The organism is Tolypothrix sp. PCC 7601 (assembly GCF_025677855.1).
In the GTDB taxonomy this organism is placed as follows: domain Bacteria; phylum Cyanobacteriota; class Cyanobacteriia; order Cyanobacteriales; family Nostocaceae; genus Aulosira; species Aulosira diplosiphon.
This window is the reverse complement of record NZ_CP064879.1, coordinates 8,718,659-8,732,459: the sequence shown is the minus strand read 5'-3', so window position 1 is coordinate 8,732,459 and position 13,801 is coordinate 8,718,659. Positions and strand designations below refer to the sequence as shown.

Sequence of the window (13,801 nt, the reverse complement as noted above, 5' to 3'; positions counted from 1 at the left end):
CCTTTTCCCCTTAACCGACAAATATTGGTTTCAGCCTAATTAAACAGGTACAGTTAATTTATCTTGTTCGCGGGCTGCGACTACCAGAACTAAACAAAGAAGTGCGATCGCTTTTTGCCATTCCTGACGGACTTTAACGCTTTCTACTCCATCAAATAAGGCTATCAAGCGGGGAATGGAAGCCTCTAAAGCTTTACGTGGTACGGGACGGTGTAAATCCACTAAGTTAGTTAAACTTTCGCGATGATGAACAAAACCAATTACCCAGGCTGTTGTGTGATCGGGACTTTCAGGAACGCGCTTCACACCTAACTCATTTTTTAGCCAGTTATAAAAAGGTGGTAATTCTTTGGCTAAAACTGCTCCGGCTGTTGGTAATGTTTCCTTGAGCAAAGAACTATCTAAACTATCTAGCTTTTGCTTTAATTCCGGTGAATTCAAAAATTCATTGAGTGGGTGAGATAGTATTACTTCTAATTGAGGTTGAGCAATATCTGAGTATTGGGCGAAAGTAGAAATTAGTGATTGCATAGTTCTTGATCCAAAAATTAATTGTTATCTGGTGCTTTTGCGGAAAGTATGAGCAAAAAGCTGAGATTTTCTGCAGTTTGTAAAGCGTGAGGTGCATTAGCAGGCATAAAAACTAAAACCCCAGGTTCTAGGACAATATTCTCCCCGCATAAAGTTAGTAAACCTTTACCTTCAATGACGCTGATTGTGGCATTGCGAGTTGAGGTATGTTCTGAAATTTCTGTATTAGCTGCTAGACAAAATAAGGTATATTGACAAACTTGGTCTTTCAACAGTACTTTACTGAGAACTCCACTATGGGGATATTCAATTTGTGTTTGCAATTGAGTAACAAAAGATTGATTACTTGTGATGGTGGAAGTCATATTTTCAAGGAATAATAAACCGACGAAGGAAGCAGATTAATAATGTTATTGAGCAACAGCAGATATGAGAATGTAGCCTAATTCCTGATGATATTTATGGAAAACATGGCGCATTTCTAAAACACGCTGGCGGATTAAGGGTTGCGTTAAGATATTCCACAAAATCTTGATTGTGTTAACAATACCTTCTTCCTGCAGCATTCTTTGCCAATTCAATAAATTCATGGAACCAGTATGATGCTGTTGTACTTGTAATCCTGCTGTTGCGAAAGCTTGAATCCAGCTAGTTTCGGAAAGTGGTGTAGAATTAACACGAATTACCTGAGCTAATTCTTTACGAATTTCTGCTTCTTTATTAGATGCTAATAGTTCATGAGAGAGGAATTTTCCTCCTGGTTTCAGGTGATGATGAATTGCCGCCAAAAGTTTAGCTTTCCCCTGTGGAGATTGCATTGTAAGAATGGCTTCCGCCAAAACATAATCGAACTTAATTGGTATTTGCTCGAGATGAAAAATATCCCCTTCAATAATTTCGATTTGGTTGTCTAACCCAGCAGCGTGAATATTAGCACGGGCATGAATTACACTTTCGTGATTCTTTTCTATTCCGATTACTTTTACATGGTAGCGTTGAGCAAGAGCGATCGCACTATAACCAAAGCTAGAAGCTAGCTCTAAAACTGTTTCGCCTGGTTGTAAATTTGCCCACATAAGTAATTTATCTGTAGCTATTCTGCCACCAGGACGCAGATATTTTTTGCCTGCGGCTGCTAAAACTTGGTGTCCGGAAGCTGTTTGTAAATTGAGGGGAATTTTGGTCATCTGTGAGACCCTATGAACTCATCTACCCTCACTTTGCCAGGAATTTATTATGCTGTCTTTGAGGTAGCTCAAAGAAGAAAAAAGATATGGCTGTTTTGCAAAAATGTCGATTAGACTATTGATCTACTATTGCTGGGTATCAAACAATGCGTAAGACAGCTACGACATGGTTGCTTTTGTTGTTCTTGATATTTGTAGGTTTTGGAGACAGCTTTCTACCCAAACCCCTAAGTTCTGCCAGCTTACAGACTCGCACAGCCATCAATAAATTTGTTGTTGGGTTGTTTCCAAATTGGAATCTGAGAAGCGATCCGAATGCACGTACGGAAAAGGCTTTAGATGATATTGAAAAGGGCAGAGCAAAATAGCTAATTTAAGGGAACAGAGATTAGGGAAAATCAAAGATTTAGCAATAAAACTTTAATTTTGAAACATTAGGGTATGTGACTGCTGAGGGTAAGGTACCCAATACGGTTTGGTTAAGAATTTAAAAATGTATAGCTTGGTTAAATAAATCTTATTCAGCTGATGAAAAATCTCAAGCAGCGATAATTGTCACTACCTTCTCATGCTAAATTACTAAAGCTTGGGGTTGGGAAACGCCGGTGAAAGTCCGGGACTGTGCCGCAGCTGTAAAGCCGTTTTAGATTTTAGATTGTCATTTTGATGGTCGGGAGTATGTTAGCAACCGAGGACTCACAAAAATCAGGAGTCAGAGAATTAGCCAAAATTCAGCATCTAAAATCCAAAATTGTGTAAGTCAGAATGCCAACCTTCAAGCTGTCCCCAAGAGACATAGATCATCTACATCCCTGCGTCGCACAGGGAAGGAGTTATAGTTTTGCTGTCTGGATTTACTAAATGTCCTGGCTTATTCTACGCCACCCCTGCTCAAGATGGTATCTTATCCCGCATTAGAATACCTGGTGGGATTTTAAATAGTCAACAGTGTCAGGCGATCGCAGATATCGCTGATCAATATGGCCGTGGCTATGTCGATGTGACTAATCGCGCTAACTTGCAAGTGCGCGAAATCCATCAGGGGATCAATGCTCTTGTGTTGCAGCATCTCCAAGCTTTAGGTTTAGGTTGTAGTAACACAACTGTAGATCAAATCCGCAATATCATGACCAGTCCAACGGCTGGGATTGATCCCCAGGAATTGATCGATACCCGTCCCTTTGTGACAGCTTGGGATAATTACATCACAGCCAATTCTCAACTATCAGGACTATCTGCCAAATTTAGCGTCTGCTTTGATGGTGGTGGAAAAGTTTCGGTAAGCGATCGCGTTAATGATATCGTTTTCGCTGCTGTTTTAGTAAATGGAGAAGTTTACTTCCGCCTGTGTTTGAGTGTCGGCGCAAAGGGTAACCCAGCCCAGGATACAGGAATTTTATTGCCACCAGAGCAATGTTTACCCGTTTTAGCAGCTTTAGCCGATGTTTACCTAGCTCATCTTGATTCTACAAGTAAACACAAACTGCGTTTGAGAGAAGTATTGAACAATATAGGTTGCGAAAATTATCTGCAACAAGTCCAGCAGCTTCTAGCTTTTGTGCTTTCTTCCCCCCACACCCAGAAATGGGAACCGAAATCAGAACCCCAATTTCAACATATTGGCATTCATCCCCAGCGTCAGCCAGGTTTATTTTATATAGGAATTGTTTTACCCTTAGGTCGCTTAGAAACCAGACAATTATTAGGATTAGCGGATTTAGCAGAAAAATACGGTAGTGGTACTCTCAGGCTTACCCCTTGGCAGAACATACTATTAAGCGATATTCCCCAACAATCCATAGCTGATGTACAAAGAGAAATAGCAGCTTTGGAATTAGATTATTCCCTCGGCAATATCAACAGTACATTAGTTGCCTGTTCTGGTAGCAAGGGATGCGCCTCCTCAGCTACCGACACCAGAGGCGACGCATTAACATTGGCAGAATATCTTAAAACTCGGGTTTCCCTAGATAGCCCTGTAAATATATACTTTAGCGGTTGTCCTAAATCCTGCGCCCAGCACAGCAAAAGTGATATTACCCTACTCGGTGTCAGCATTGAGGCAGACAATCAAAAACTAGAAGGCTATCAAGTTTATGTAGGCGTTGACGACAACGAACAAAAATTTGGTCGCGAATATCAATTTGTAACTGTGGCGAAAATGCCCGCATTCATAGAAAAGATGCTGCTAGTATATAAAACCCAACGCCTCAACCTAGATGAGACTTTCAGGGAATTTGCCAATAGATATCTAAAGGCTGAAGTCTAAAGTCAACAGTCCCCAATCCCCATTACCCCTTATCCCCAGAGGGGGCCCCGAGTTCCCCAATCCCCAATCCCCAGTCCCCAATCCCCAATGCCTGACTACATCCAAGATGCCAAGGAAATCTATCGTAATTCTTTCGCGATTATCCGGTCGGAAGCGAATTTGGAAATATTGCCGCCAGATGTAGCAAAAGTTGCAGTACGTTTAATTCATGCCTGTGGAATGACGGATATTGTCACTGATTTGGGATATTCACCCACAGCAGCGCAATCTGGACGGGCAGCTTTGGCTGATGGCGCGCCAATACTCTGTGATTGCCGGATGGTAGCTGAAGGGATTACGAGGCGGCGATTACCTGCAAATAACCAAGTTATTTGTACGCTTTACGATGCAGAAGTTCCAGAATTAGCTGAGAAAATGGGTACTACGCGATCAGCGGCGGCTTTGGAATTATGGCACAAGCATCTCGAAGGTGCAGTGGTAGCAATTGGCAATGCGCCCACTGCCTTATTCCGGTTATTGGAAATGCTGGATGAGGGTTGCCCCAAACCTGCTGTCATCTTGGGTTTTCCCGTGGGGTTTGTGGGTGCAGCCGAGTCAAAAGCCGCACTAGCAGAAGATAGCCGTAATGTACCATTTTTAACATTACATGGTCGGCGTGGCGGGAGTGCGATCGCCGCCGCCGCAGTTAACGCCTTAGCAACAGAGGAAGAATAATATATGTCAACTAAAGGTCGTCTCTATGGAATTGGCATAGGGCCAGGCGATCCAGAACTTTTAACCCTAAAAGCGTTACGGCTGCTGCAAGCTTCACCTGTAGTTGCTTATCAATCGGCAGCAGATAAAGAAAGTATTGCCAGAAAAATTATTGCGCCATACCTTCCAGGAAATCAAATTGAGGTACTCTATCATCTCCCTCGTGCTTTAGAGCCAGAAAAAGCCAAGTCAATTTATGACAAAGAAATTGAACCCATTGCAGAACATCTAGAAGCTGGGCGGGATGTAGTAGTAGTATGCGAAGGCGATCCGTTTTTCTACGGTTCGTTTATGTATGTATTCACCCGGTTATCTGAGAAGTACGAAACCGAAGTTGTCCCTGGAGTTTCCTCACTGATGGCTTGTCCGGTAGCTTTGGGTGTACCTTTTACCTACTACAACGATGTTCTCACAGTTTTACCTGCACCCCTACCAGAGGAAGAACTGATCTCACAACTTTTAAAAACAGATGCGGCTGCAATTATGAAATTGGGTCGTCACTTTACCAAAGTACGCGATATTTTACATCAATTAGGATTAGCATCGCGGGCGTTATATATTGAACGGGCCACAATGGCACAGCAAAGAATTGTACCCTTAGATGAAGTCGATCCGGCGGAAGTGCCTTATTTTGCGATGATTATAATTCCAAGTAAGAGTCGGTTATAGGTAGTAGTTCAACACACAAATATTAACAGGTGTAGCTTGGGTAAAGGGAAAAGGGCAAAGGAGAAGGGTTTTAAACCTTTACCCTTTCCCCCGCCTGTCAAAGCGATAAAATATTTCTTTGGTTGGAAGTCCCTTATGGACAACACTACCGTAGGCAAGTAGTTCTACTTGTGTTCATATCATGACTAACTCACCAAGCATCTACAGGATGCAAAAAATTAACTTATATGTCATCCTAGAAAACGAGAATTAATTCGGTGAGTATTTTTGTTTTTAGTATTGACAGGCTTTTCCCTTTTGGTATTTACAGATTTTTCTCCGAAATTTAAGTCTCAATGAATGTGATAATTTTGGAGATCATCTAATGTCAATTTATATAGGCAACCTCTCTTACGAAGTTACCCAAGATGCTTTGACTGCTGTTTTTGCAGAATATGGCACTGTGAAGCGCGTTCAACTACCTACTGACCGTGAAACAGGACGGCCACGTGGCTTTGGATTTGTAGAAATGGGAAGTGATGCTGAAGAAACGGCTGCAATTGAAGCCCTTGATGGTGCTGAATGGATGGGTCGTGACCTGAAAGTTAACAAAGCTAAACCCAGAGAAGACAGAGGTGGTTCTTCTGGCGGTAGAGGCGGATATGGTGGCTCTCGTAACCGCTACTAAGCTTTGAAGCATTAAAACTTTACCAGCAAATTTTCAAGTTTGACAAAAAGTGCAACAAAATTGCACTTTAGTCAACTGAATGCTCGATCAGTTTAAGCAGTTAGTTAGTTTAGTAGGAGAGATAATGACCCAAGTAGTAGTGGGTGAAAATGAACACATTGAATCAGCCCTACGCCGATTTAAGCGAGAAGTTTCTAAGGCGGGAATTTTTCCCGATATGAAGAAGCATCGTCACTTTGAAACGCCTCTGGAAAAACGCAAGCGCAAAGAAGTTGCCAAGCACAGGCAGGGTAAAAGACGTTTTAGTCGCTAATTCGTAATACTCGCCTCCGGCGAGAAGCAAGCTACGTAATTCGTAATTTAAAATTCATAATTACGAATTACGTTGATTATGTTTCCTACAAGGAATATTAAATCCATTGAGTATCAAATGCATCTTGCCCATGACCGTAAATCAAGTCACCGTATTCTTGCCATTGGGCTAGTTCTTGATTTGAAAGTTGGGGTGAGTGTAATACAGAAAGATTTTCTGCTAATTCTGGCTTAGTTTTTGGGGCAGTTAGTGCTAGACGTACTGCTGAGTTATTTAGCGCATAACGATAACAGTCTGCTGCGGTGGGTAGTTTTCCTTGCCAGTGAGGATGTCCTTGAAGTAATGTTCCCCAGCGAGTACAAGTGAAGGCTACTACGGGAATATTAGCTTTTTGCGCTTCTGGTAATACCTTTTCTTCCGCCTTACGATGTGCCATATTGTAACGGTGCATCAACACATCACACTGATGGCGTTGGATGATTTCTAAAGCAATAGTTCGGTTGTGTGTGGTAACTCCCACATAGCGCACAACTCCAGAATCTTGCCACAAACGAAGTTCATCTAGTACTACTTGAACCTGCTTCACGTCGTCAGATGGGGAGACATATTCTAGAAAAAATATATCTAGCTGATCGATATTTAAATCATGGCGCACAGAGTCCAAGTAATGGCGTAAAGATTTTAGATCACGGCTTTCGCTTCCGGTCGTTACCAGTACTTGCTCACGCTTTGTTGCTAACAGAGATTTTAAGCCATCCAAAAAGGTTTGGGATTCTAGATTGTAAAAGAAAAAGTAATTGATTCCGGCAGTAAATGCCAACAAAACAGCATTAGGATCATCTATTGATTGTCCTGCTAATCCCAGAATTCTGGCAGGTTGTCCCTGTATTGTTAGTAACTCCACGATTCACAATCTCAAGTCTTTATTTCACTGTACTGCACCACATGTTTTGTGGAATGCGTTGATAACGCATCCTACTAAGCTTTTTTAATCAGCAAAAGCAAATATTGCTTTCTCAAAAGCTGCTTTTGCTTTCTCATTTTGATAGATGTAGCAAGCAAAAGTAGATATTGCTTTCTTACAAGCTGCTTTTGCTTTCTCATTTTGATAGATGTAGCAAGCAAAAGTAGATATTGCTTTCTCAAAAGCTGCTTTTGCTTATTCAATTCGGTATATTCAGCAAGCAAAAGTAGATATTGCTTTCTCAAAAGCTGCTTTTGCTTATTCAATTCGGTATATTCAGCAAGCAAAAGCAAATAAGCTAATGCGCGCCTAAATTGCATAACTACTCAAGAAGGCTGTTAACTGTTAACGGTTGACTGTCAACGGTCAACGGTCAACAGCCCTCATGAGGGATTGTGCAACTTAAAAGCAGAATAGCTTATTGCTTTCTCATCTAGAGGGCAAGGCAATGCCCAGTGGTGTCAACTTAACGTGAAACCCGCTTTGTTGCAAGGTTTCGCCCTCACCCACCAGGAGAGGGGAGCAAGAGATTTAGTTCCCCTTCTCCCGGGGGAGAAGGGGTTAGGGGATGAGGGCACGAGGTATTTGTAGAACACGCGCCGTACATAGCTTTTAGCTTAAGTTGACACGTATGGGCAGCGCCTTGCCCCTACAATCTGTCGCATTCTTTTTTAAAATTGGTATTATTTCCCTTTTCCCATTCCCCTTTTTCCCCTTAACCGACAAGTATTGCGTACAATCTGTCTTCCAAGAAAGGCGATCGCACTTAATTAAAGCTTCTGTCGCGCCATGAGTTGAGCAAAGAGTCCTGGTTGCTTGGCGAGTTGATGAAAACTACCTTCTTGAACTACACGACCATTTTGGAATACATAGATACGATCAGCGTTGCGAATGGTACTGAGACGGTGGGCGATCGCAATTCTGGTGACTTTTAACCGTTCTAAGCTTTGGCTGACAATTGCTTGGGTGCGGTTATCTAAAGCGCTGGTGGCTTCGTCAAATAGCAGGATTTTGGGTTTTAAAACGAGCGATCGCGCAATTAATAAGCGCTGGCGTTGTCCACCGGAAAGGTTGCTACCACCTTCACTAATTACAGTGTGCATTCCCATTGGCATGGATTCAATATCTTCAGCAAAGCCAGCCATCCGCGCTGCTTCCCAGGCTTCATCCATTGTGATTGTCGCACCACTGGCGATATTTTCAAAGATGGATGCAGATGTTAAGCGGCTATTTTGCATCACTACGCCTAATTGTCGGCGGACTGCATGGACATCTAACCCCGCTAAATCTTGACCATCAAAGTAAATTGTCCCTGATTCCGGTGCATCAAACCCTAGTAATAAGCGGAATAGTGTGGATTTACCACTCCCAGAAGCACCCACAAAGGCGATAAATTCTCCCGGTTCCGCGTGGATACTAACATCATCTAAGGTTAAAGGCCCGTCATCACGATAGCGGAAAATCACATGATCGACTACTACCCGCCCAGAAAGTCGCCCAGGATCAGCTTTTTCTGTGTCTACTTCCGGTTTAGCTGCCAAAATCGGCTGTGCGCGTTCCCATAATGGCACGATTTGCAGGACATCTACAACTGTACTGCTAAGGCTAGTAGCACCACCGATAAATGTTCCAAATGCGGCATTAAAAGCTAAGAATACACCTGTAGATAAACTACCTGATTGGGATTCCTGAATTAAACTAGTGGCAAACCAAAATAAACAAGCTGTGGTTAATGCTGGCAGGATTTTATTAATTACCGCCACAATATCCTCAATATTTTGAGTACTCAGCATCCATTTAATTTGCTGACTATATTGTTTACCCCAAAAAGCAAAGGCGCGGGCTTCAGCCCCAGCAACTCGCAGTTTAGTTACACCGTTAATTAACTGCACCATCACCCCTAAGAGTTGTCCTTGTAATTCGAGTAAGGGGCGAACTTTCCGCAGGGTGGAAATACCAGAAAATAAAGTTACACCAATATTCACCAACGCTACCACTAAAGCAATTAACGCTAGGGAACCGTTGTAATAAAACAGCAATCCTAAATTTAATAATGCAAATAAGCTGGTAAATATACTTCTTAAAACTGTACTACTCAGCCTTTGGCGGATTTGACTTACCGCACTCACCCGGGAATTTAAATCCCCAATGGAGAACTTACGGAAAAACGAGGCTTTGAGATTCAACAGGCGATCCCAAACTGCCGCTTGAGTGGTAGCATCAGCAAAGGTTTCTACCCGCATAATGGCGAAACCTTGGGCTAGTTGAAACAAAGTGCTACCAAAAGCTGTAGCCAACAATCCTAAAGCAATTTGCCCTAATAAACTGCGATCGGCATCGGGAATAGCACTATCAATTAAGATGGCGGTAGCTTGGGGGGTAATCATTCCTAATAAAGTCGTCGCCACACCCGCAATCACGACAACCATCAATTCCTGGTAATGTCCTTCCAGGGCAAACTTTAACAAGTCCAGGGTACTGAGGACTTTATCTGGTAAAGGACGGTAAAAAGTGTAACCAGTCTGCGCTAATCTCGCCGCAGTTCTCGCATTAATTAATGTACGCGATCGCCTGATGGGATCGAACATTTCATAGCGGGTATCTGATACAGGTAACAACGCCACTGGATAATTATCTTCCAGGGTGTAAGCCAGCATCGCGCCGCTATCTTTCTTCCACCACTTACCTTGTAACGAAATCGTTCGCATCCGCAAACGAGAAGCCCGGGCGATCGCTTGTAGCGGATCTTGAATGCGTTTCATATCTTCCGACTTCGCCGGCGGACGAATTGTTACACCCAAAGTCCGCGCCACCGCACCAGCCGCAATCAACAAAGCTTGCTGGGGATCGTTAGCAATTCCTACCTCAAAACTACCACTATTAGCAGGCTTGAGTAAAAAAGCTAACTCACTCAGCGTTTCCTCCATCACCTGAGAATTGAGGTGTTGGCGTTCTTGAAAGCGCTGGGTTTCTGCCTCAGTTTCCTCCTGTTCTAAAAGATACAAACTCCCCAAAACATATATATGCAGGTGCGCCATCCCCGCCAGCAGAGTATCAGGATCGTGAATATCAGCAGTACTGAGAGATTCCAGCTCAACCATATCCTCAGCTTGGAACCACATATCTGCACTCAACGGCAAAAATTGCGTTCTCCCTTGGAGTTGTCGAAGACATCGCCCTGTAATCAACAATTCCTCAAACCCCATCCAAGTTGCATAACCAGTTTGGATTTGTACCCAAGATACCAACTCGCGCTGTGGTTGAAAAATTTGCCCATTATTCAGGGAAAAATATCTTACCCCTTCCTCTTGAAACGGTAATCCAGGGGGAGTAATTACAGATAAAGCCAATCCTAGCTGCTCAATCCAACCCTCAATTAAAGTTAAAGCTTCACCATGACCACCAGCAAGAAATTCCCGAAAATCCTTTACCGAAACCTTCAAAAGTTCAGTTTCCTCAATCGACACCGCCACCAACTGATAAGGTAAGGGTTGCGAATCACTAGGAATACCAAACATCGCCTGTCTGGTGCGAGTAGTAAACAAATAACGGCGAGTACCTTCCGCCACCCCTTCCTTCAGTGGAATCGCAAACACCGCCAATGAACCAGATTTTACAACCCAAATAGTCTCCGGATCATCCAGAATAATCGGCTCATTACCCTTAATCTGATAATATTCTCCCGGCAAGCTAACAATGCGAACTTGATCCAACATGATTATTCCTGCTTCCTAAAACTAATACGGCGTTGCTAAATAAAGGGATAAGAGTCGCACGCAAAGGCGCAAAGACGCAAAGAATCGTTTTTTGGCATTTTCAAGAATATAAATTATCCAAATGAACGAACCACAGAGGACACAGAGAGATGAAGTTTTTGCATTCTTACTTTGCGCCTTTGCGTCTTTGCGTGAGATAAAAAAGATGTAGTTCATCCCCAAAACAATCTGTAATCTTACTTCTCCTCAATCGCTTCCCCCTCACTGCGAATCAACTCCAAATACTTCCCTTCCACTTGCTGCAATTGCTCATGAGTCCCACGTTGCACCACCTTGCCCCGATCAAAGACAATAATCTCATCGCAATCCCGAATTGTACTTAAACGGTGGGCAACAATAATACAAGTACAACCCCTCTCCCGCAACTTGCGATCGATTAACTTCTCCGCTTCAGAATCCAGCGCACTTGTAGCTTCATCCATCACCAAAATTGCTGGATTATTCACCAAAGCACGGGCAATTTCTAATCTTTGACGCTGTCCCCCACTTAAATTAGTTGCCCCTTCTGCCAAGTCAGCATTGTAACCACCAGGCATAGAAAGCACTACATCCTGAATCTCTGCATCCTTACAAGCGCGAACTAAATTACTAAAAGGTACCGTAGAATCCCAAAGCGTGAGATTATCGCGCACACTACCAGCAAACATCGAGATATCTTGTTCTACCAGCGCCAGTGAATGATTAATAATGGAACGGGGAATATCTTTTCGCGATTTCCCATCAAATAGAATCTCCCCACCCCAAGGTTCGTATAATCCACATACCAGCTTGGCAACGGTTGATTTACCAGAACCGCTACCACCAACTAAGGCGACGCGTTGACCGGGTTTGAGTGAAAGATTAAGATTTTCAATTAAGGGAGCTGCGGAGCGATTATAACCAAATGTGAGGTTACGAAGTTCTACATAACCTTGCAGCCGCACATTTGCCTTCGGTACATCATAAGCTGTGGGTAGAGGTGTTTCTTCACTCACCGCCGGATCGATCGCATTATGTAAAACATCATCAAGGCGATTGAGATTACCTTCCATTTCTTGAAGTTCACCAGCCAGACTCACCAAACTATTCACAGGTTCGAGGAATCTTTGCATTAAGGCTTGAAAGGCAATCAACATCCCAATACTGAGTACGCCATCCATTACCCGCAGCCCTCCCACCACCAGCAACAGCATTGAGGTAATTGAGGTGAGAAATGATGGTAAAACACCGACAGTTTGATTAGTAGTATCCATTTCCTGACGGGCGTTTATCGACTTAGCATAATAGCCAGCCCACCGGGAAAAGAATTCTGATTCTAGCCCTGAAGCCTTCAGGGTTTCCATACTTTGCAAGCCGGAAATGGCTACGCCACTAACTTTACCTTGTTCTTGCATTAATCGCATATTGGCATCGACGCGTTGCCGAGAAACCCAGCGCCACACGGTAATATTAATAATTACGAAAGCAATACCAATTAAAGTCAGAACAGCATCATATTGCAGCATCACCGCGCCATAAAAGGCGACAGTGAAAATAGAAATCACTGTGGTAGCTAATCTACCGGAAAGCAAATTCGCCAAATTATCATTGAGGTGAACGCGGTTACTAATTTCCCCCGCAAACCGTTGATCGTAAAAACTCACTGGTAGGCGGAGAATATGCCACAAAAAGCGACTAGACATCCCCACAGCCAGCTTAATTTTTAAACGACGCAAAAATTGCAACTGAAGTAAAGTTAAAAAACCATTTAAGATAGCAGTTAAAATAATGCCGAGAATTAAGGGACGCAACCAATCATTTCTGCCTTCAATTAAGACATGATCGACAAATGTTTGCGAAAAGGCGGGAATAGCTAACCCTGGAATTACTAATAACAATCCGGCGATCACACAGTAAACCAAAGCACCCAAAGAACTCTGCAATCTGTCCCATAAAGCTAGTGTCAGGCTGGGTTTACGTCCACCTGTTCGGAATTCTGTACTTGGTTCCAGAACTAAGACGACACCAGTAAAAGACTGATCAAATTCTTGGGGGGAAACTGTACGGGGGCCAGTAGCCGGATCGTTGAGATAAACCTTATCTCTACTAAATCCTTCAACAACTAGAAAATGGTTAAAATTCCAGAAGATAATATAAGGACATTCGAGTTTACGTAACCCATCCAAATCAACCTTAAAGCCTTTCGCTTGCATCCCATAGATCCGGGCTGCACTGAGAATATTTGACGCTTTACTCCCATCCCGCGACACACCGCAAGCTAGACGGAGTTCTGCCAAGGGAACAACCCGATTGTAATAACCAAGAATAATTCCTAATGCGGCAGCACCACATTCCACCGCTTCCATTTGTAACAGAGTAGGAGTGGGACGACGGCGATCGGGAGGGCTAATCAGCCGCCGAATTTTTTTTAATCTACGCCCAAGTTGGGATTGAAGAGTTCGCCACATAGTTCGTGTTCAGTAAGGATTTGTCGGGGAGGGGGATGAAGGAGATGAAGGAGATGAGGGAGATGAGGGGGATGAGGGGGATGAGGGAGATGAGGAAGATGAGGGGGATGAGGGAGATGAGGGAGATGAGGAAGATGAGGGGGATGAGGGAGATGAGGAAGATGAGGGAGATGAGGGGGATGAGGGAGAAATTACTATTACCCATTACCCATTACTCATTACTCATTACTCATTACTCATTACCCC

The 13,801-nt window shown here is 43.3% G+C and carries 14 protein-coding genes; 6 read left to right on the top strand and 8 right to left on the bottom strand.

Features of this window, described 5'->3' with window-relative positions; all coding sequences use genetic code 11:
• Positions 1 to 39: 39 nt before the first annotated feature.
• From HG267_RS35465 to HG267_RS35455, 3 genes are read right to left on the bottom strand one after another with little or no spacing between them, the layout of a single operon-like run.
• Complete coding sequence (locus tag HG267_RS35465) at positions 40 to 531, bottom strand: hypothetical protein (protein ID WP_045870746.1); 492 nt, start codon at positions 529 to 531, stop codon at positions 40 to 42.
• A 17-nt stretch (positions 532 to 548) separates the two neighbouring features.
• Positions 549 to 896 (bottom strand): cupin domain-containing protein, encoded by a 348-nt coding sequence (locus tag HG267_RS35460; protein ID WP_045870745.1) that lies wholly within the window; start codon positions 894 to 896, stop codon positions 549 to 551.
• A 45-nt stretch (positions 897 to 941) separates the two neighbouring features.
• Positions 942 to 1,718, bottom strand: coding sequence for an SAM-dependent methyltransferase (locus tag HG267_RS35455; RefSeq protein ID WP_096621688.1), 777 nt, complete (start codon positions 1,716 to 1,718; stop codon positions 942 to 944).
• 146 nt (positions 1,719 to 1,864) lie between these two features.
• On the opposite strand from HG267_RS35455, the gene HG267_RS35450 reads away from it, so the two are divergent.
• From HG267_RS35450 to rpsU, 6 genes are all read left to right on the top strand, one after another.
• Positions 1,865 to 2,086, top strand: a complete 222-nt coding sequence (locus HG267_RS35450) for a hypothetical protein (protein WP_045870743.1) — start codon at positions 1,865 to 1,867, stop codon at positions 2,084 to 2,086.
• Positions 2,087 to 2,559: 473 nt separating this feature from the next.
• Entirely contained in the window at positions 2,560 to 3,987 is a 1,428-nt protein-coding gene (cobG, locus tag HG267_RS35445; protein WP_052335208.1) for a precorrin-3B synthase, read from the top strand.
• 87 nt (positions 3,988 to 4,074) lie between these two features.
• On the top strand, positions 4,075 to 4,701 hold the full coding sequence (locus tag HG267_RS35440) for a precorrin-8X methylmutase (RefSeq protein WP_045870741.1): 627 nt from the start codon (positions 4,075 to 4,077) through the stop codon (positions 4,699 to 4,701).
• Positions 4,702 to 4,704: 3 nt separating this feature from the next.
• The gene (locus HG267_RS35435) at positions 4,705 to 5,409 is read left to right on the top strand and encodes a precorrin-2 C(20)-methyltransferase (RefSeq protein WP_045870740.1); all 705 of its coding nucleotides are present in this window, start codon (positions 4,705 to 4,707) and stop codon (positions 5,407 to 5,409) included.
• Positions 5,410 to 5,773: 364 nt separating this feature from the next.
• Positions 5,774 to 6,076, top strand: coding sequence for an RNA recognition motif domain-containing protein (locus tag HG267_RS35430; protein WP_045870739.1), 303 nt, complete (start codon positions 5,774 to 5,776; stop codon positions 6,074 to 6,076).
• Between the two features lie 124 nt (positions 6,077 to 6,200).
• On the top strand, positions 6,201 to 6,389 hold the full coding sequence (gene rpsU / locus HG267_RS35425; protein ID WP_045870964.1) for a 30S ribosomal protein S21: 189 nt from the start codon (positions 6,201 to 6,203) through the stop codon (positions 6,387 to 6,389).
• A gap of 97 nt (positions 6,390 to 6,486) precedes the next feature.
• On the opposite strand, the gene HG267_RS35420 is transcribed toward rpsU, so the two are convergent.
• From HG267_RS35420 to HG267_RS35400, 5 genes are all read right to left on the bottom strand, one after another.
• The gene (locus tag HG267_RS35420) at positions 6,487 to 7,293 is read right to left on the bottom strand and encodes an aldo/keto reductase (RefSeq protein ID WP_045870738.1); all 807 of its coding nucleotides are present in this window, start codon (positions 7,291 to 7,293) and stop codon (positions 6,487 to 6,489) included.
• Positions 7,294 to 7,367: 74 nt separating this feature from the next.
• Positions 7,368 to 7,673 (bottom strand): hypothetical protein, encoded by a 306-nt coding sequence (locus HG267_RS35415; protein ID WP_045870737.1) that lies wholly within the window; start codon positions 7,671 to 7,673, stop codon positions 7,368 to 7,370.
• A 450-nt stretch (positions 7,674 to 8,123) separates the two neighbouring features.
• Positions 8,124 to 11,069, bottom strand: a complete 2,946-nt coding sequence (locus HG267_RS35410; RefSeq protein ID WP_045870736.1) for an NHLP bacteriocin export ABC transporter permease/ATPase subunit — start codon at positions 11,067 to 11,069, stop codon at positions 8,124 to 8,126.
• 236 nt (positions 11,070 to 11,305) lie between these two features.
• On the bottom strand, positions 11,306 to 13,555 hold the full coding sequence (locus HG267_RS35405; RefSeq protein ID WP_045870735.1) for an NHLP family bacteriocin export ABC transporter peptidase/permease/ATPase subunit: 2,250 nt from the start codon (positions 13,553 to 13,555) through the stop codon (positions 11,306 to 11,308).
• Positions 13,521 to 13,760, bottom strand: coding sequence for a hypothetical protein (locus tag HG267_RS35400; RefSeq protein ID WP_155539271.1), 240 nt, complete (start codon positions 13,758 to 13,760; stop codon positions 13,521 to 13,523). Before HG267_RS35400 ends, HG267_RS35405 begins: the two co-directional genes overlap by 35 nt.
• Positions 13,761 to 13,801: the final 41 nt, after the last annotated feature.

Excerpts from the sequence above, each read along its gene's own strand:
- HG267_RS35435 (WP_045870740.1), top strand. The coding sequence starts at position 4,705 with ATGTCAACTAAAGGTCGTCTCTATGGAATTGGCATAGGGCCAGGCGAT.
- HG267_RS35465 (WP_045870746.1), bottom strand. The coding sequence starts at position 531 with ATGCAATCACTAATTTCTACTTTCGCCCAATACTCAGATATTGCTCAA.
- HG267_RS35405 (WP_045870735.1), bottom strand. The coding sequence starts at position 13,555 with ATGTGGCGAACTCTTCAATCCCAACTTGGGCGTAGATTAAAAAAAATT.
- rpsU (WP_045870964.1), top strand. The coding sequence starts at position 6,201 with ATGACCCAAGTAGTAGTGGGTGAAAATGAACACATTGAATCAGCCCTA.
- HG267_RS35415 (WP_045870737.1), bottom strand. The coding sequence starts at position 7,673 with ATGCAATTTAGGCGCGCATTAGCTTATTTGCTTTTGCTTGCTGAATAT.
- HG267_RS35400 (WP_155539271.1), bottom strand. The coding sequence starts at position 13,760 with ATGGGTAATAGTAATTTCTCCCTCATCCCCCTCATCTCCCTCATCTTC.
- HG267_RS35450 (WP_045870743.1), top strand. The coding sequence starts at position 1,865 with ATGCGTAAGACAGCTACGACATGGTTGCTTTTGTTGTTCTTGATATTT.
- HG267_RS35410 (WP_045870736.1), bottom strand. The coding sequence starts at position 11,069 with ATGTTGGATCAAGTTCGCATTGTTAGCTTGCCGGGAGAATATTATCAG.
- HG267_RS35460 (WP_045870745.1), bottom strand. The coding sequence starts at position 896 with ATGACTTCCACCATCACAAGTAATCAATCTTTTGTTACTCAATTGCAA.
- HG267_RS35455 (WP_096621688.1), bottom strand. The coding sequence starts at position 1,718 with ATGACCAAAATTCCCCTCAATTTACAAACAGCTTCCGGACACCAAGTT.
- HG267_RS35440 (WP_045870741.1), top strand. The coding sequence starts at position 4,075 with ATGCCTGACTACATCCAAGATGCCAAGGAAATCTATCGTAATTCTTTC.
- HG267_RS35430 (WP_045870739.1), top strand. The coding sequence starts at position 5,774 with ATGTCAATTTATATAGGCAACCTCTCTTACGAAGTTACCCAAGATGCT.